The organism is Aeromicrobium sp. CnD17-E, from assembly GCF_024124745.1.
Lineage (GTDB): Bacteria > Actinomycetota > Actinomycetes > Propionibacteriales > Nocardioidaceae > Aeromicrobium.
In genome coordinates this window covers 1-15712 of record NZ_JAMXRU010000072.1, presented here as the reverse complement: position 1 = coordinate 15712, position 15712 = coordinate 1, and the positions used below count along the sequence as shown (strand labels likewise).

Genomic DNA, 15712 nt, shown 5'->3' with positions numbered 1-15712 from the left:
CGGGCCCGCACGTTCGCGCAGGAGGCGTGGGACGCCCGCCGCGACCTCGGCGTGGAGTCGGTGACGCTGCGCTACCTCTCCGGCGGCGACGTCGCCGACCGCGCCGACGGCTCGACGCTGGCCACCGTCGAGGTGTCCTGGCGAGCCGGGGCCGACTCGCCGGTGGCCGGGACGGCCGTGCGGTCGAGCCGGGTCGGTCTGCGGCTCGACCCCCAGCGCGACGGGACGTTCGCCGTCCGCAGCGCCACCAACGTCGGGCAGGACCGTCTGCCGCTGTGGCTGGCGGGTGACGTGCGGGTGGGCGAGGGTCCCGACGACGTGCGGGTCGTCAGCGTCGACGGCGGCGTGCCCGACCTCGACGCGCTCGCCGCCGCCACGCGCGCCGACCGCGCCGTGCGCGCGACGGTCGCCGACGCCGACGGACGCCTCACGGTGGTCGCGCCGCGCTCACGGGCGACCACCGCGGCGCTCGTGGGGCAGACCCAGGACGAGGTGGCGGCGATCGCCGGCGTGACGACGACGGTCGACGGCACGACCGGGACCGCCCGCGTCATCGTGCTCAACCCCGACCTCTTCGCCGACATGGACGCCCGCGCCCGGCAGGTCGTCATCACCCACGAGGCGGCCCACCTGCTCACCGGCGCGGTGGACACGTCGATGGTCACGTGGGTGGCGGAGGGCTTCGCCGACTACGTGGCGCTGCGCGGCGACGACGCCCCGCTCGCCGTCAGCGCGGGGCAGGCGCTCGCACAGGTGCGGGCCGACGGCCCGCCGCGCACGCTGCCCGACGCCGACACGTTCGCCGCGGCGGGCGGGCACGGGCTGGGTGCCGTGTACGAGTCGGCCTGGCTCGTGTTCCGCATGCTCGCGCAGGAGCGCTCGAACGAGCGCATCGTCGCCTTCTACGAGTCCGTGCGGGACGGCGCCGACGTCGAGGACGCCGCACGGCGTCACCTGGGGCTCAGCGTCGCGCAGATCACCGCGCAGTGGCGGTCCTACCTGGAGAAGAGCGCCTCGACGGTGTCGTGAAGGTCGCGCAGCACCGCGGTGCGCTTCACCTTGAACGACGGCGTGAGGTAGCCGTTCTCCTCCGTCCAGTCCTCCTCGAGGATCACGAACTTGCGGATCGACTCGGCCTGGGAGACCAGCGAGTTCGCGTCGTCGACCGCCGACTGCACGGCGGCCTCGAGCTCGGGGGAGTCCAGGGGGCCGTCCCACGCCTCGCGGTCGATGGTGACGAGCGCGGCGATGAACGGCTTGCCGTCGCCCACGACGAGGCACTGGCTCACGACAGGGTGCGCCCGGACCCGGTCCTCGAGCACCGCCGGGGCGACGTTCTTCCCGCCCGCGGTGACGATGATCTCCTTCTTGCGACCGGTGACGCGCACGTAGCCGTCATCGTCGACGTCGCCGAGGTCGCCGGTGGCGAACCAGCCGTCGGCGTCGAGGGCGGCTGCGGTGGCCTCGTCGTTCTCCCAGTAGCCGCGGAAGACCTGCGGGCCGCGGAACAGCAGCTCGCCGTCGTCGGCGATCCGCACCTCGGTGTCGGGGAACGGGCGACCGACGGTCCCGACGCGCTGGGCGGTCGGCGTGTTGACGCACAGGGCGGCGGTCGTCTCGGTCAGGCCGTAGCCCTCCAGGACGGTCACCCCGATGCCACGGTAGAAGTGCGCGAGCCGGTCGCCGAGGGGCGCGCCGCCGGAGATGGCCCACTCGGCGTGGCCGCCGAGCGCGGCCCGGAGCTTGCCGTAGACGAGCCGGTCGAAGAGGGCGTGCCGCGCGGCGAGCACCGGCCCGACGCGCTTCGGTGCGCCGCGTCGCGTCGTCGCGTCCTGCGCCTTGCTGTAGGCGATGGCCGTCGCCACCGCGCGGTCGAAGATGCGGCCCTTGCCGTCGGCGTAGGCCTTCGTGCTGGCGGAGTTGAAGACCTTCTCGAAGACGCGCGGCACGGCGAGCACGAAGGTGGGCTGGTACTCGCCGAGGTCGGCCACGAGGTCCTTGACGTCGGCGGTGTGCCCGAGCCGCGCGCCGGAGCGGATGGCTCCGACCTGGATGATCCGCGCGAAGACGTGCGCCAGCGGGAGGAACAGCAGGGTGGACGCACCCTCGCGGCCGAACAGCTCGGGCAGCCGCTCGAGAGCCCCGCCCAGCTCGGCGCGGAAGTTGCCGTGCGTGAGCCGGCAGCCCTTCGGCCGCCCGGTGGTGCCCGACGTGTAGATGAGGGTGGCGAGCGAGTCGGACGTGAGCGTCGCGCGCGCCTGCTCGAGCTGCGCGTCGTCGACCTGCGACGCGTGTGCACGGACGGTGTCGAGGCCGCCGTCGTCCAGGCACCAGACGTGCTGGAGGGCGGCCGTCGCGTCGCGCACGGAGTCGACACGCTCGCGGTGGTGCGGGCTCTCGACCACGGCGGCGACGGCACCGGAGTCGGAGAGGATCCACGAGATCTGCTCGGCCGAGGACGTCTCGTAGATCGGCACCGTCACGGCACCGGCCCACCAGATGGCGTAGTCGACGAGCGTCCACTCGTACCGGGTGCGCGACAGCAACGCCACGCGGTCGCCGGGGCGCACGCCCGCGGCGAGCAGGCCCTTGGCGACCTGGACGACGTCGGCGTGGAACGCGCCGATGCTCACGTCGGACCATCCGTCGGGCCCGCGGCGCGCCAGGGCGACCGCGTCGGGGTCGCGTGCGAGCCGGTCGAGGACGTCGTCGGTCAGGTTGCCCAGGTCGGTCGACGCCGGCGAGGCGGCGGGGACTCGGGTGGCATCGTCCGCAGCAGTCACGTAGCGCAGGCTACTCGCCGTCGACGCCGCACCGGAGGCGTGGGGCGGCGGCGACGCGCCGTCCCACTACGATGAGGATCCGACCGACCGAGGAGGGCTGCATGGCGCGCACGACCAGCGACATCGTCATCGATGCCGCGCCCTCCGCCGTCATGGCGGTCATCGCCGACTTCGATGCCTACCCGGCGTGGGCCACGGGCGTGCGGCAGGCCGACGTGCTGGCCACCGGCGCCGCCGGACGGGCCGACCACGTGCGCTTCACGCTCGACGCCGCCCCGATCCGCGACACCTACGAGCTGCTCTACACGTGGGACGGCGACCGGTCGGTGTCGTGGCGCCTGGCCGAGAAGGCCACGGTCCTCACCGCGCTCGACGGCACCTACGCGCTCGCGGTGGTCGACGGCGGGACGCGGGTCACCTACCAGCTGGCCGTCGACGTGGCCGTGCCGCTGCTCGGCACGCTCAAGCGCAAGGCGGAGAAGGTCATCATCGACGCGGCGCTGAGTGGGTTGAAGCAGCGGGTCGAGAGCCTTGCCTGAGGACGAGGTCGGGTCCCTCGGGCAGGAGACCCTGAAGCTGCTCCGCGCGCTCGCCGTCGACACCGAGTCGGTCGCCGGCGCCGTGCGCGACGCCCCGGACCGCGACGACCCAGAGACCGGGGCTGGAGGCGGGTCGCAGCACGTCTGCACGACGAGCTGGTGCCCCGTGTGCCAGGTGGTCGGCTTCGTGAAGGACAACCCCGAGGTGGTCGAGGAGGTCGCGCTGGCGGCCCTCCACCTCGCCCGGACGGTGCGCGACGCCTTCGAGGCCGCCACCCGCACGGCCGCACCGGCCGACGACGAGGAGGAGACGCGCCCATGACGGGTCAGCGCAGCACGGACCGCCCGCCGACCCTCGGCGTGGGCGTCGACATCGGCGGCACGAAGGTCGCCGCGGGGCTCGTCGATCCCGACGGCACGATCCTGGACAGCGTCTCCGAGCCCACGCCGGCAGGCGGGAAGATCGCGGCGCTCGTGGCCGACCTCGTCGACCGGCTGCGCGAGCGCGCCGACGCGCCCGTGGCCGGCATCGGCGTGGGTGCTGCGGGCTTCGTCTCCGCCGACCGCTCGACGGTCACCTTCGCACCGAACATCGACTGGCGCGACGAGCCCCTCGGCGCCGAGATCGCGCGGCTGCTCGACCTGCCGGTCGTCGTCGAGAACGACGCGAACGCGGCCGCCTGGGGCGAGTACCGCTTCGGTGCCGGCGCCGACTCCGACGACCTGCTGCTCGTGACGATCGGCACCGGCGTCGGTGGCGGCGTCATCCAAGACGGCGACCTCGTCCGGGGCGGCTTCGGCGCCGCCGCGGAGGTCGGCCACCTACGCCTCGTGCGCGACGGCCGGCTGTGCGGCTGCGGCCAGCACGGCTGCTTCGAGCAGTACGCGAGCGGCAGCGCCCTCGTGCACGACGCGCGGGAGCGCGCGGCGTCCGACGACCCCACGGCGGCGGCCCTGCTGTCGCGGGCCGGTGGCGTCGACGCGATCACCGGTCCGATGGTCACCGACCTCGCCCAGCAGGGCGACGCCCTGTGCATCGACCTGCTGCACGACCTCGGCACGTGGATCGGCGAGGGCTGCGCCTCGCTCGCCGCCGTCCTCGACCCGACCGTCATCGTCATCGGCGGGGGCGTGGGCGCGGCCGGCGACCTCGTGCTGGGGCCGGTCAGGGCCGCGTTCGAGGAGCACCTGCCCGCCCGGTTCCACCGACGCGTGGCCGAGGTCCGCCTCGCGACGCTCGGCAACGAGGCCGGCATCGTCGGCGCGGCCGACCTCGGGCGTGCCGCGTCCGACCGCACCACCACCACGTCGGCGGCCGCCGACCGGACAGGAGACTGACGTGGCGGACAGGCTCGCCGTCGGCATCGACATCGGCGGTACCAAGATCGCGGCCGGCGTGGTCGACGAGGACGGCCGGGTCATCGCCCGCACGCGTCGAGAGACACCGACGACGGAGCCCGAGGCCGTGCTCGACGCGATCGTCGAGATCACCGCCGAGTTCCGCGCCGAGCTGCCGGTCAAGGCCGTCGGCATCGGTGCGGCCGGCTTCGTCGACGCGTCGCAGTCGACCGTGCTCTTCGCGCCCCACCTCGCGTGGCGGCACGAGCCGCTGCGCGACCGGGTGGCGCGTCGCACGATGCTGCCCGTCATGGTCGACAACGACGCCAACACGAGCGGGTGGGCGGAGTGGCGCTTCGGCGCGGCGCAGAACGAGCCCGACCTGGTCCTCATCACGCTGGGCACCGGCATCGGCGGGGCGCTCGTCATCGACGGCCTGCCCTACCGCGGACACTTCGGCATCGCCGGCGAGTTCGGCCACATGCAGGTCGTGCCGGGCGGCAACGCCTGCGAGTGCGGCAACCTGGGCTGCTGGGAGCAGTACGCCAGCGGCCGCGTGCTCGGGCGACGCGCTGCCGCCGCCGTGGCGGAGGGCTCGCCCATCGGTCGACGGCTGGTCGAGGCGGCCGGCGGACCCGAGCGGGTCGAGGGTGCGCACGTGACGCCCCTGGCGGAGTCGGGCGACGAGGAGGCGATCGCGTGGATCGCCGAGGTCGGCGACTGGCTCGGCGTCGGGATGGCGAACCTCGCCGCCGCGCTCGACCCCGGCCTCTTCGTGGTCGGCGGTGGCGTGAGCGACGCCGGGGAGATGCTCCTCGGGCCCGCACGCGAGGCCTACTCGCGGACCCTGACGGGGCGCGGCTACCGCTCGGAGGCGCGGATCGTCCGCGCGCACCTCGGACCCGAGGCGGGTCTCATCGGCGCCGCCGACATGGCCCGCCTCACAGCGCGGCGCCGTCGTCCGGCCAATCCTGCTGCCCGGGTCCGTGTTCGGGCAGCTGCGCGATCAGGTAGATCGCCGAAGCGACGAAGGTGAGCGCCGCGCCCAGCAGCACGGGGCGCGACAACCAGCTGCCGCCGACCGTCGCGAGCACGAGCAGGAGGGGCGAGCCCACCAGGCCCGCCCAGGCGGTCGCGCGACCCCGGTGCAGCGGCCGCGCCGGACCCGGCCGGACGTGGCGGTAGAACTGCTCGTCGACCGGGTCGGGCTGGTCGTCGAGCTCCACCGGCTCGGGCTCGGGCTCCGGCTCGACCGGCTGCTCGACCCCGAGGGGGAACGGCAGGTCGAGGTCGAGCCGCTCCACGATCGCGTCGAAGGCGTCGCGGTCGCTGCTGCGACGCGCCTCGCCGTCGTCGTCGGGCGTGCGGTCGTCGCGGTCAGCCACGGTCTGCCCCGCCCGTGACCCCGCCCGTGACGTCCGCGACGAACGCAGCGGACCGCTCCTGGATGAGCGGGGCGTCGTGGTCGACGGTCGCGACGTGGTAGCTGTCGGTCAGCTCGACCACCGTCAGGAGCTCGGGTCGCACGCCCTCGCGCACGAGCGCCAGGGTGCTGTCGTCGACGACGTGGTCCTCGACGGAGCGGAAGAACAGCACGGGGGCCTGCACACGGTCGAGGCCGGCGCGGACGTCGTCCCACAGCTGCATCATCGAGTGCAGCGCGCGCAGCGGCGTGCGGTCGTAGGCGCCCTCGCTGACGCCCGGCTTCTTGATGTCGCCGCCGATCGCGGCCATCGACGGCAGCACGTGCTTGAGCACGGGCACCGCCTTGAGCCGCGGGTCGCGCGACGCGACGGCCGGGTTCACGAGCACCACGCCCGCGACGTCGGCGGGGCGCTGCTCGGCCAGGCGCAGCGCGAGGCAGCCGCCCATCGACAGCCCGGCCACGACGACGGCGTCGCACCGCTCCCGGAGGGCGTCGAGCTCGTGGTCGAGCGCGCCGTACCAGTCGCGCCAGGTGGTGCGGTTCATCTCCTGCCAGGTGGTGCCGTGCCCCGGCAGACGCGGCACCCGGACGGTGTACCCGCGGTCGGCGAGGTCGCGGCCCCAGTCGACCATCGACGCGGGGGATCCCGTGAAGCCGTGGCTGAGCAGGACGCCGACGCGGCCGGCGTCGTGGGCGAAGGGCTCGGCTCCGGGCACGACGGAGGGGGACGGGCTCATGGAACCATCCTCTCCCACGGTGTCGCCGCCGCACACCCCCCGGATCGCGGTAGTGTCCGGGTGACGCTGAGGAGGCGACGTTGTTCTACTGGTTCCTGAAGTTCCTGGCCCTGGGTCCGCTGCTGAAGCTGATCTTCAGGCCGTGGGCCGAGGGCACCGAGAACGTGCCCAAGGAGGGCGCGGTCATCCTCGCGAGCAACCACCTGTCCTACAGCGACTGGTTGTTCATGCCGCTGGTGATCCCGCGGCGCGTGACCTTCGTGGCGAAGGCGGAGTACTTCGAGACGCCCGGCATCAAGGGCTGGTTCCAGAAGAAGTTCTTCTCCGGCGCCGGGCAGGTCCCGATCGACCGGTCGAGCGGGTCCGCGGCCGCCGGCGCGATCGCCACGCAGCTGCGCCTGCTCTCGGAGGGCGAGGTCTGCGGGATCTACCCCGAGGGGACCCGCTCCCACGACGGCAAGCTCTACCGCGGACGCACGGGCGTGGCACGCATCGCGCTCGAGTCCGGGGTGCCGGTGATCCCGCTCGCGGTCATCAACACCGACGTCGTGGCTCCTCCCGGCAAGGTCTTCGGCCGGATGGCCCGGCCCGGCGTCCGCTTCGGCGAGCCGCTCGACTTCAGCCGCTACGAGGGGCTGGAGGGCGACCGGTTCATCCTGCGGGCCGTCACCGACGAGATCATGTACGAGATCATGCGGCTCTCCGGCCAGGAGTACGTCGACCTGTACGCCCAGGACGCGAAGAAGCGTGACCGCGAGGCCGAGCGCGAGGCGGCGAGGACGGCCGAGCGCGCGGAGTCCGACGAGGTCTGGGACCAGATCAAGCCCGAGTGACGGCCCGTCGCCGCAGCCACCCTCTCGGTCCGGCACTCGTCGTGCACGGCGGAGGTCGGGCGACGACGATGGGAGCAGGGTCCGCAGGTGTCGGGCCCGCGACCAGCGGAGGACGACCGGCATGAACGCGGACGAGGACCGGCACGAGACCCGACGGCCCGACGTGGAGGACGTCTGGTCCTACCCGCGCCCGCCCGCCGTCGTCCCCAGCTCCGAGACGGTCGTCGTCGAGCTCGGCGGCCTCGAGGTCGTGCGGACCACGTCGGCCCTGCGGGTCCTGGAGACGAGCCACCCGCCCACCTACTACCTGCCGATCGCGGACGTCCGTGACGGCGTCCTGCGGTCCGTCGCCCGGCGGACGTGGTGCGAGTACAAGGGTGAGGCGGCCTACTTCGACCTCGTGGCGGGCGACCGCGTGGTCCCCGCCGGCGCGTGGACCTACCCCGCGCCGACCCGGGGCTACGAGGTGCTCGTCGACCACGTGGCGCTCTACCCCGCGCGGATGGACCGCTGCACCGTCGACGGCGAGGTCGTGCAGGCCCAGGACGGCGACTTCTACGGCGGCTGGATCACCTCGCGGGTCGGGGGACCGTTCAAGGGAGCGCCCGGCACGCTGCACTGGTGAGCCGGTTCGTGCCAGCCAGCCCGAGCCCGGCGTCGTGCGCCGAGCGTCGCTCCGGCGGACGGGTTTCGAGCCTGCGGGGGAGCCGCACTAGACTCTCCTGGTGAGCATTCCGAGCCTCGACGACCTGCATGCGATGGGAGCTGCCCAGCAGCCCACCTACGCCGACCCTGCTGCCCGCGAGCGCGCGCTCGAGCAGCTGCGCCGGATGCCGCCCCTGGTCTTTGCCGGCGAGTGCGACGACCTCCGCGACCGCATGGCCGCCGTGGCCCGCGGCGAGGCGTTCCTGCTGCAGGGCGGCGACTGCGCCGAGACCTTCGAGGGCGTCACCGCGGAGAACGTGCGCAACAAGCTGCGGGTGCTGCTGTCGATGGCCGTCGTCCTGACGTACGCCGCCAGCGTGCCCGTGGTCAAGGTCGGCCGGCTCGCGGGGCAGTACGCGAAGCCGCGCTCCCGCGACACCGAGACCCGCGACGGCGTGACCCTGCCGGCCTACCGCGGCGACGCCGTCAACGGCTTCGACTTCACGCCCGAGTCGCGCGTGCACGACCCGCAGCGTCTCGTCGACGTCTACCACGCGTCCAGCGCCACGCTGAACCTCGCGCGCGCCTTCACCACGGGCGGCTACGCCGACCTGCGGCAGATGCACGAGTGGAACAAGGACTTCGTCAAGAACAGCCCGGTCGGCGTCAGCTACGAGCAGGTGGGCGGCGAGATCGACCGCGCCCTCGCGTTCATGGACGCCATCGGCGTGGAGCCCGACGCTTTCCGCTCCGTCGACTTCTACTCCTCCCACGAGGCGCTCATCCTCGAGTACGAGCACGCCCTCACGCGGGTCGACTCGCGCACCCAGCGCTCCTACGACGTGTCCAGCCACTTCGTCTGGATCGGCGAGCGCACGCGCCAGCTCGACGGCGCCCACGTGGAGCTGCTGAGCCACATCGCCAACCCGATCGGCGTCAAGCTCGGCCCGACCACGTCGGCCGACGACGCGATCGCGCTCTACGAGAAGCTCAACCCCGAGCGCGAGCCCGGCCGGATCACGTTCATCACCCGCTTCGGCGCCGACAAGATCCGCGACCTCCTGCCGCCGCTGGTCGAGAAGGTGACCGCCGCCGGCCTCGAGGTCGCGTGGGTGTGCGACCCCATGCACGGCAACACCTTCGAGGCCTCCACGGGCTACAAGACGCGTGAGTTCGACGACGTCATCGACGAGACCCGCGGCTTCTTCGAGGTGCACCGCGCGCTCGGCACCTGGCCCGGCGGCATCCACGTGGAGCTGACCGGCGACGACGTCACCGAGTGCGTCGGCGGCGGTCGACGCGTCTCCGCCGAGGACCTCGCCACGCGCTACGAGACGCTGTGCGACCCGCGTCTCAACCGCGAGCAGTCGCTCGAGCTGGCCTTCCTCGTGGCCGACATGCTGCACCAGCGCTGATCCCGCGGCACCCGCCGACACCGACGCCCCCGGACGACGTCCGGGGGCGTCGGTCGTTCAGACGTAGATGACGACGGTCGAGCCGACCTTGGCCTGGCCCGAGCCCGGGTCCTGGAAGACGACGCGGTCGGAGCCGGGGATGCGGTTGCGCACGTCGACCTCGAAGCCGGCCTCCTCGAGCGCCTTCACGGCCTCGTCGCGCGGGCGACCGAGCACGTCGGGCACGTCGACCGACTCCGGGCCCTTGGAGACCTCGATCGTGACGGTGTCGCCGCGGAACAGGGTGCCGTCCCGGGGCGACTGGCTGATGACCCGGTCCTTCGGGACGTCGTCGGAGAAGGACTCGCGCACCGTGACGGCGAACGACGCCTCCTCCAGCGCCGCGCGCGCCTCCTGGCGGGTGCGGCCGGTCTGGTCGGGCACCTGGATCGGCTCGCGGCCCCGGCTGACGACGAGGTCGACGACGGTGCCGCGCCTGACCTGCTGGCCGACCTTGACGCCGGAGACGGCGACGACCTGCCCCTGGGGCACGGTCTCGTCGTAGCGCTCGGTCACGTCGCCGGCCTGCAGGTTGCGCCGCTCGAGCGCGGCGCGGGCGTCGTCGAGGGTCCGACCCGACAGGTCGGGCACGGCGTAGCGCTCCTTGCCCTTGGACACGACCGCGGTGATCCTCTGTCCGGGCAGCAGCCGCTCGCCGACGGCGGGGTCGGTGGAGATGACGGTGCCGAGAGGCGCCGTCTCGGAGAAGGCGCGCCGGGTGACGTCGAGCTCGAACCCTGCGTCCTTGGCCTCCTCGGCCGCCTGCGCCTCGGCCTGGCCGACCAGCTGGGGGACCGTCTCGTAGCGGCCGAAGCCCAGCCAGTAGCCGGCACCGGCCGCCACGAGCGCCGCGAGGAGCGTGGCGACGAGCAGCAGCCGGCCACGTCGTCGCGCGCGGTCGTCGCGGGTCCGCACGGGCGGCTCCTGTGGCGAGGGAGCGGCTGCGGCGGCGGGGGTGCGCGACCACGTGTCGCTGCTCCAGCGCATGGTCGGCTCCGCGCGGGCGACGACCTCGCCGGTCTCGCGGTCGACGAGGACGGTCTCGCCACCGTCGTCGTCCAGGGCCGAGGCGGAGGCCGGCGACATCGGACCCGAGAGGGCGCCGTCGGGGTACTCGTGCTCGAGCACGACCGGGCGGGTCGGCTCGTCGTCAGGGGCCGTGGTGCGCGGCAGCAGGTCGGCGGTGAGGTCGGGGTCGTCGGCCAGCCCCTCCACGAGCGCACGCTCGACCAGCCGGACCTGCCGCAGCAGCACGCCGGCGTCCTGCGAGCGCTGCGTGCGGTCGCGGACCGTGGCGCGGGCGACGAGCGCGTCGACGTAGGGCGGCAACTCGGGGCGCAGCAGCGACGGCGGCGCGACGTCCTCGTGGACGTGCTTGTAGGCCACCTGGATCGGGGACTCGCCCGTGTGCGGCTTGACGCCCGTGAGCATCTCGTAGAGCAGCGCCCCGCACGCGTACACGTCGGAGCGGGCGTCGGCCCCCTCGTTGACGACGATCTCGGGCGCGAGGTAGGAGACCGTGCCGATGAGCGTGCCGCCGGTGGCGGTGGTCGCGGCGCTGACGGCGCGGGCCAGGCCGAAGTCGGCGACCTTGACCTCGCCCTCGGGCGTGATGAGCACGTTCTCGGGCTTCACGTCGCGGTGCACCAGGTGCGCGCGGTGCGCCGCGGACAGCGCCGTGAGGACGTCGGCCAGGAGACGCAGCGCCCGCAGCGGACGCATGGGCGCCTCCTCGCGCATGACGTCGCGCAGCGTGCGCCCGGGCACGTACTCCATGACGAGGTAGGTGATGTCGCCGTCGCGGCCCTGGTCGAAGACGGCCACGACGCCGCGGTGGTTGAGCTTGGCGGCCGCCCGCGCCTCCCGCTCGAAGCGCTGCGAGAACTCCTCGTCGTCGCCGAGCCCGGCGTGCATGACCTTGACGGCGACCGGGCGGTCGAGCCGTTCGTCGTGCCCGAGGAAGACGCTGGCCATGCCGCCCCGCGCGATCCGCTCCGCCACCCGGTACCGACCGTCGAGGACACGTCCGACGAGCGCATCATCACGCGTGACCGTCACGCCGGACCTCCTCACGTCGGCTCCACAGGCCGGCTGACCCTGGGACGAGTGTAGAGAACAGCCTCGCGCGGACGGTGCTGCGCGGCCGTGTCCTCGTCGGGAGTTGCCCGCAGGGCCCGGCGCGCCGTGCTCAGGAGGAGCGGCGGGTCGCGCTGAGCGCCAGCGGTGCCAGGACGTCGCGTGCTGCCGGGCCGAGCGCGTCGATCGCCTCGTCGACCTCGTCCTCGAGCCTGGCGATGTCGCGCTCGACGGCGGCGAGCGCGCCGGTGCGGGTCATGAGGTCCGTGAGCGGCGTCACGCCCTCGGCCGTGCCGAGCAGCCGGGTGAGCAGCTCACGGTCGTCGTCGGAGCCCAGCTCCAGGGCACGGGCCACCAGCACGGTCCGCTTGCCCTCGCGCAGGTCGTCGCCTGCCGGCTTGCCCGTGGCGGCCGGGTCGCCGAAGACGCCCAGCACGTCGTCGCGCAGCTGGAACGCCTGGCCGAGCGGCACGGCCACGGCGCTCAGCCCCGCCACGAGCGCGTCGTCGGCACCGGCCAGCGCCGCGCCGATGTGCAGCGGACGCTCCACCGTGTAGGAGGCGGCCTTGAACCGCACGATCGTCATGGCCTCCTCGACGGTGACGGTGGCGCGGGTCTGCGCCAGCACGTCGAGGTACTGGCCCGCGACGACCTCCGAGCGGCAGAGGTCGAGGTAGCGCAGCGCCTCGGGCACCCGGGGCAGGCCGGAGGCGCGCAGCTGCTCGTCGGCCCACGACAGCATGAGGTCGCCCAGCAGCACTGCTGCGGCCTGGCCGAAGCGCCCCGCGTCGCCCACGGCCCCCTCGACGGCCCGGTGCCGCGCCTCGAAGTCGCGGTGCACGCTCGGCTTCCCGCGACGGGTGTCGGAGCCGTCCATCAGGTCGTCGTGGACGAGGGCGCTGCCCTGCAGCCACTCCAGCGACGCCGCTGCGGTGACGAGGGCGGGATCGTCGGGGTCGCCGCCGGCCACCAGCCAACCGGCGCGGCAGAAGAGCGGGCGCAGCCGCTTGCCGCCGGCGACGAAGGCCACGGCGCTGTCGAGGAACGGCGCCAGGTCGGTGCCGACGTCGGCGAGCTCGGCGCGGCGTCGACCGGCGAAGCGCTCGAGCTCGTCGGCCACGGCGTCTCGGAACTCGACAAGATCGGCGGCTACCACGTCGCGGACGATACCGTTGGCCCGTGACCGACGCCCCCGCGCCCGTGCCCTCCCACTCCATCGTGGAGGACCTCCGCGACCAGCGTCCCTGCGTGTCCTTCGAGTTCTTCCCGCCCAAGGACGACGCGGGGGAGGAGGTCCTGTGGCGCACCATCGCCGACCTCGAGCCGCTGCGTCCGTCGTTCGTCTCGGTGACCTACGGCGCCGGCGGCACGAGCCAGGACCGCACGGTCCGGGTGACGTCGCGCATCGCTGAGGAGTCGCGGATCCGCGCCGTTGGCCACCTGACCCTGGTCGGGCAGAGCCGTTCGGAGATCGAGACGGTCCTCAAGCAGTACGCGGCATCCGGCATCCGGCACGTCCTGGCCCTGCGCGGCGACCCCAAGGGCGGACCCCGCGCGCCCTGGGAGACCCACCCGGAGGGCATGGACCACGCGGTCGAGCTCGTCGAGCTGGCCCGTGACCTCGGCGACTTCACGGTCGGCGTGGCGGCGTTCCCCGAGGGTCACCCCGACGCCGGGGGACTCGAGCCCGACGCGGACGTGCTCGTCGCGAAGCACCGGGCAGGCGCGGAGTTCGCGATCACGCAGCTGTTCTTCCGCGCGCAGGACTACGTCGACCTCGTCGAGCGGGTCCGCTCGCGCGGGAGCGACCTGCCGATCGTGCCCGGCATCATGCCGATCCTGAACTTCTCGCAGGTCGCCCGCATGGCCGAGCTGTCGGGCGCGGAGATCCCGCGCGAGGTCCTCGACGTCGTCGAGCCGGTCCAGGACGATCCTGCGGCGGTGCGCGAGCGTGGCATCGAGCTGGCCACCCAGCTGTGTCGCGACCTGCTCGCCCAGGGCGCGCCCGGCCTGCACTTCATCACGCTGAACCGCTCCAAGGCGACGCGCGAGATCTTCGAGACGCTGCGGGGCGAGGGCCTGGTCTGACCCCGACCCCCGCTCAGGCGGGGGTCGTCGGACGACGCGGCACCGCGCCGAGACGTTCGGCGATCGCCTCGGTGGCGAGGCCGATCGCCTCCAGCGAGGGTCCCGGGTGCGCGTGCGCGCCGGCCATGACGACGCCGGGGGGCAGGGTCGGGCCCGGGCGCTGCAGCACCGTGCGCCAGCCTCGCCACTGCCAGCCCCAGTGACCCAGGCGCACGAGGTCGGCCGGGGCGAGGTCGTGGCGCTCCACCACCCGGTCGCGCAGGTCGATCCCGACCCGCACGAGCGCGACCAGCGGGTCCTCGGCCTTGTGGTGCGCGATCGTCCAGCAGCCGGGGGAGCCCTCCCAGAGGTGCAGTGGAGGGTCGGCGTGCACCGCGACGTCGCGGGCGAGGTCGGGTGCCGGGGCGTCCGGCGACAGGCGCACGAGTGCGCGGTGCGCGGGGATGCGGGGCAGCAGCGCCGGCTCCGGGAGCCCGTCGGGCCAGGTCGGCGCGCACCACGCCACGACGTCGGCCGCCACCACCCCGTCGTCGGTGCGGACGCCGGTGACGCCGGACGTGTCGCGCTCGACGCCCCAGGCGGAGCACCCCGTACGCACGTCGACGCGACGCTCCTCGAGACGTCGGGTGAGGGCGTCGGCGAGCGCCGGCATGCCGCCCTCGACCTCCCACCGCCCGAAGTTCCGCTCGACCTGGTGGCGCACCGCCGTGGCCGCGGGCACGGCGCGCGGGTCGTCGCCGGCGAGCACGACGTCGTCGAGCACCATGCGACGCATCCGGTCGTCGTCGAAGGTCCGCCCCACCTCGCGGCTCAGGGGGCGACGGGCACGGAGGGCGCGACGGGTCGTGCGGTCGAGCGAGTCGGCGTCCGGGACCTGGTTGAGCAGACGTCGCCGGACGAGGTCCCACGGCTCGGTCATCGGGTCGAGCCACGGGCTCCAGGGATCCTCGCCGAACGTCTCGAGGAAGGCGTCGACCTGGCCCGAGCGCCGGCCCATCGGCAGGTCCATCACGGTCCGGTCGGCGAACACGTGCCGGCGCCCGGGGAGCGTGTGCAGCGTGAGGGCCGCGTCGAGCGGCCGCCCCGACTTGCGGAAGAGGTCGCGCAGGACGCCGGGCAGCGTGAACGTGTCGAGGTCGAGCTGCCACAGCCCGTCGCCCGCCCGGTGGCCACGCAGACGTCCTCCGAGCCGGTCGCCGGCCTCGAGCAGCACCACTTCGTGCCGCAGCTTCGCGAGCCGCGCCGCCAGGGACGTGCCGGCGAATCCTCCGCCCACCACCACGACGCGCGCCATGGCCCGACCCTAGCGAGCGGCGGCGAGGGCCGGGAGCGTCCGGTCCCGCGGCCACGCTGTGACACAGTGACGCCATGCGTCCCGTGCGTCAGGAGATCATGTGGCAGGCCGTGCTCGACGCGGTCGCGGCCCTCGAGCGCAGCGGTCCGCTCGACGTCCTCGACGTCGGCGGTGGCACGGGTGGCGACGCGGTGCGGCTGGCGGCGCTCGGGCACCGGGTCACGGTGGTCGACCCGAGCCCCGACGCGCTGGCGTCGCTGGACCGTCGCGCCGCCGAGGCGGGCGTGCAGGACCAGGTCATGGGCGTGCTGGGCGACACCGGCGAGCTGGGGGAGGAGGTCACCCCCGCGGGCACGGACCTCGCGCTGCTCCACGGCGTGCTCGAGCACGTCGACGACCCGGCCGAGGCGCTGCGCACGGTCGCGGCGACGCTGCGCCCCGACGGCGTGCTGAGCGTCGTCGTCGCGGGGCGGCCGGCCGCGGTGCTCGCGCGGACCCT

The 15712-nt window shown here is 74.1% G+C and carries 16 protein-coding genes; 10 read left to right on the top strand and 6 right to left on the bottom strand.

Translation table 11 applies throughout. The annotated features are described in order from the left end of the window. On the top strand, positions 1 to 1029 hold a 1029-nt coding region (locus NH339_RS13060), incomplete at its 5' end, for a hypothetical protein (protein WP_253025990.1). Here NH339_RS13060 and NH339_RS13055 read toward each other — a convergent pair. Next, positions 996 to 2783 carry a long-chain fatty acid--CoA ligase gene (locus NH339_RS13055; protein ID WP_253025988.1) on the bottom strand — a complete coding sequence of 596 codons (1788 nt, stop codon included), beginning with the start codon at positions 2781 to 2783 and terminating at the stop codon, positions 996 to 998. The two genes, NH339_RS13060 and NH339_RS13055, sit on opposite strands and share 34 nt — an antisense overlap. A gap of 101 nt (positions 2784 to 2884) precedes the next feature. Between NH339_RS13055 and NH339_RS13050 the strand changes: the two genes are divergently transcribed. The 4 genes from NH339_RS13050 to NH339_RS13035 are packed head-to-tail and all read left to right on the top strand — an operon-like array spanning position 2885 to position 5696. Then, positions 2885 to 3322 carry an SRPBCC family protein gene (locus tag NH339_RS13050; RefSeq protein WP_253025986.1) on the top strand — a complete coding sequence of 146 codons (438 nt, stop codon included), beginning with the start codon at positions 2885 to 2887 and terminating at the stop codon, positions 3320 to 3322. Beyond that, positions 3315 to 3644: a hypothetical protein gene (locus NH339_RS13045; RefSeq protein ID WP_253025983.1), complete on the top strand. Its 330-nt coding sequence runs from the start codon at positions 3315 to 3317 to the stop codon at positions 3642 to 3644. Before NH339_RS13050 ends, NH339_RS13045 begins: the two co-directional genes overlap by 8 nt. Next, on the top strand, positions 3641 to 4660 hold the full coding sequence (locus tag NH339_RS13040; RefSeq protein WP_253025981.1) for an ROK family glucokinase: 1020 nt from the start codon (positions 3641 to 3643) through the stop codon (positions 4658 to 4660). The genes NH339_RS13045 and NH339_RS13040 overlap by 4 nt, the downstream gene beginning before the upstream one ends. A gap of 1 nt (position 4661) precedes the next feature. Further along, entirely contained in the window at positions 4662 to 5696 is a 1035-nt protein-coding gene (locus NH339_RS13035; RefSeq protein ID WP_253025969.1) for an ROK family glucokinase, read from the top strand. On the opposite strand, the gene NH339_RS13030 is transcribed toward NH339_RS13035, so the two are convergent. Together NH339_RS13030 and NH339_RS13025 are read right to left on the bottom strand one after the other, a co-directional pair. Beyond that, positions 5602 to 6045, bottom strand: coding sequence for a hypothetical protein (locus NH339_RS13030; protein ID WP_253025957.1), 444 nt, complete (start codon positions 6043 to 6045; stop codon positions 5602 to 5604). The two genes, NH339_RS13035 and NH339_RS13030, sit on opposite strands and share 95 nt — an antisense overlap. After that, complete coding sequence (locus NH339_RS13025; RefSeq protein ID WP_253025955.1) at positions 6038 to 6823, bottom strand: carboxylesterase; 786 nt, start codon at positions 6821 to 6823, stop codon at positions 6038 to 6040. The genes NH339_RS13030 and NH339_RS13025 overlap by 8 nt, the downstream gene beginning before the upstream one ends. Before the next feature lie 80 nt (positions 6824 to 6903). Between NH339_RS13025 and NH339_RS13020 the strand changes: the two genes are divergently transcribed. The 3 genes from NH339_RS13020 (at position 6904) to NH339_RS13010 (ending at position 9716) form a co-directional block, all read left to right on the top strand. Beyond that, positions 6904 to 7656: a 1-acyl-sn-glycerol-3-phosphate acyltransferase gene (locus NH339_RS13020; RefSeq protein ID WP_067858325.1), complete on the top strand. Its 753-nt coding sequence runs from the start codon at positions 6904 to 6906 to the stop codon at positions 7654 to 7656. A gap of 121 nt (positions 7657 to 7777) precedes the next feature. Then, a complete protein-coding gene (locus tag NH339_RS13015) occupies positions 7778 to 8281 on the top strand; it encodes a DUF427 domain-containing protein (RefSeq protein ID WP_253025953.1) in 504 nt (167 codons plus the stop codon). 133 nt (positions 8282 to 8414) lie between these two features. Beyond that, entirely contained in the window at positions 8415 to 9716 is a 1302-nt protein-coding gene (locus NH339_RS13010) for a class II 3-deoxy-7-phosphoheptulonate synthase (protein WP_253025992.1), read from the top strand. 57 nt (positions 9717 to 9773) lie between these two features. Here NH339_RS13010 and pknB read toward each other — a convergent pair whose 3' ends face one another. Both pknB and NH339_RS13000 read right to left on the bottom strand, forming a co-directional pair. Further along, positions 9774 to 11813 (bottom strand): Stk1 family PASTA domain-containing Ser/Thr kinase, encoded by a 2040-nt coding sequence (gene pknB / locus NH339_RS13005; RefSeq protein ID WP_253025951.1) that lies wholly within the window; start codon positions 11811 to 11813, stop codon positions 9774 to 9776. Positions 11814 to 11943: 130 nt separating this feature from the next. Further along, a complete protein-coding gene (locus NH339_RS13000; RefSeq protein ID WP_253025949.1) occupies positions 11944 to 12951 on the bottom strand; it encodes a polyprenyl synthetase family protein in 1008 nt (335 codons plus the stop codon). A gap of 59 nt (positions 12952 to 13010) precedes the next feature. Between NH339_RS13000 and metF the strand changes: the two genes are divergently transcribed. After that, positions 13011 to 13919: a methylenetetrahydrofolate reductase [NAD(P)H] gene (metF, locus tag NH339_RS12995; RefSeq protein WP_253025947.1), complete on the top strand. Its 909-nt coding sequence runs from the start codon at positions 13011 to 13013 to the stop codon at positions 13917 to 13919. A 13-nt stretch (positions 13920 to 13932) separates the two neighbouring features. On the opposite strand, the gene NH339_RS12990 is transcribed toward metF, so the two are convergent. After that, positions 13933 to 15213, bottom strand: coding sequence for an NAD(P)/FAD-dependent oxidoreductase (locus NH339_RS12990; RefSeq protein WP_253025945.1), 1281 nt, complete (start codon positions 15211 to 15213; stop codon positions 13933 to 13935). Between the two features lie 74 nt (positions 15214 to 15287). Here NH339_RS12990 and NH339_RS12985 point away from each other — a divergent pair. Continuing rightward, positions 15288 to 15712, top strand: a 425-nt coding sequence (locus tag NH339_RS12985; protein WP_253025944.1) for a bifunctional 2-polyprenyl-6-hydroxyphenol methylase/3-demethylubiquinol 3-O-methyltransferase UbiG, incomplete at its 3' end; no start/stop codon positions are given.

What these genes read in the sequence shown, in the direction of transcription:
- NH339_RS13050 (WP_253025986.1), top strand. Translation starts at nt 2,885, where the DNA reads ATGGCGCGCACGACCAGCGACATCGTCATCGATGCCGCGCCCTCCGCC.
- NH339_RS13040 (WP_253025981.1), top strand. Translation starts at nt 3,641, where the DNA reads ATGACGGGTCAGCGCAGCACGGACCGCCCGCCGACCCTCGGCGTGGGC.
- NH339_RS13025 (WP_253025955.1), bottom strand. Translation starts at nt 6,823, where the DNA reads ATGAGCCCGTCCCCCTCCGTCGTGCCCGGAGCCGAGCCCTTCGCCCAC.
- NH339_RS13015 (WP_253025953.1), top strand. Translation starts at nt 7,778, where the DNA reads ATGAACGCGGACGAGGACCGGCACGAGACCCGACGGCCCGACGTGGAG.
- NH339_RS13010 (WP_253025992.1), top strand. Translation starts at nt 8,415, where the DNA reads ATGGGAGCTGCCCAGCAGCCCACCTACGCCGACCCTGCTGCCCGCGAG.
- NH339_RS12990 (WP_253025945.1), bottom strand. Translation starts at nt 15,213, where the DNA reads ATGGCGCGCGTCGTGGTGGTGGGCGGAGGATTCGCCGGCACGTCCCTG.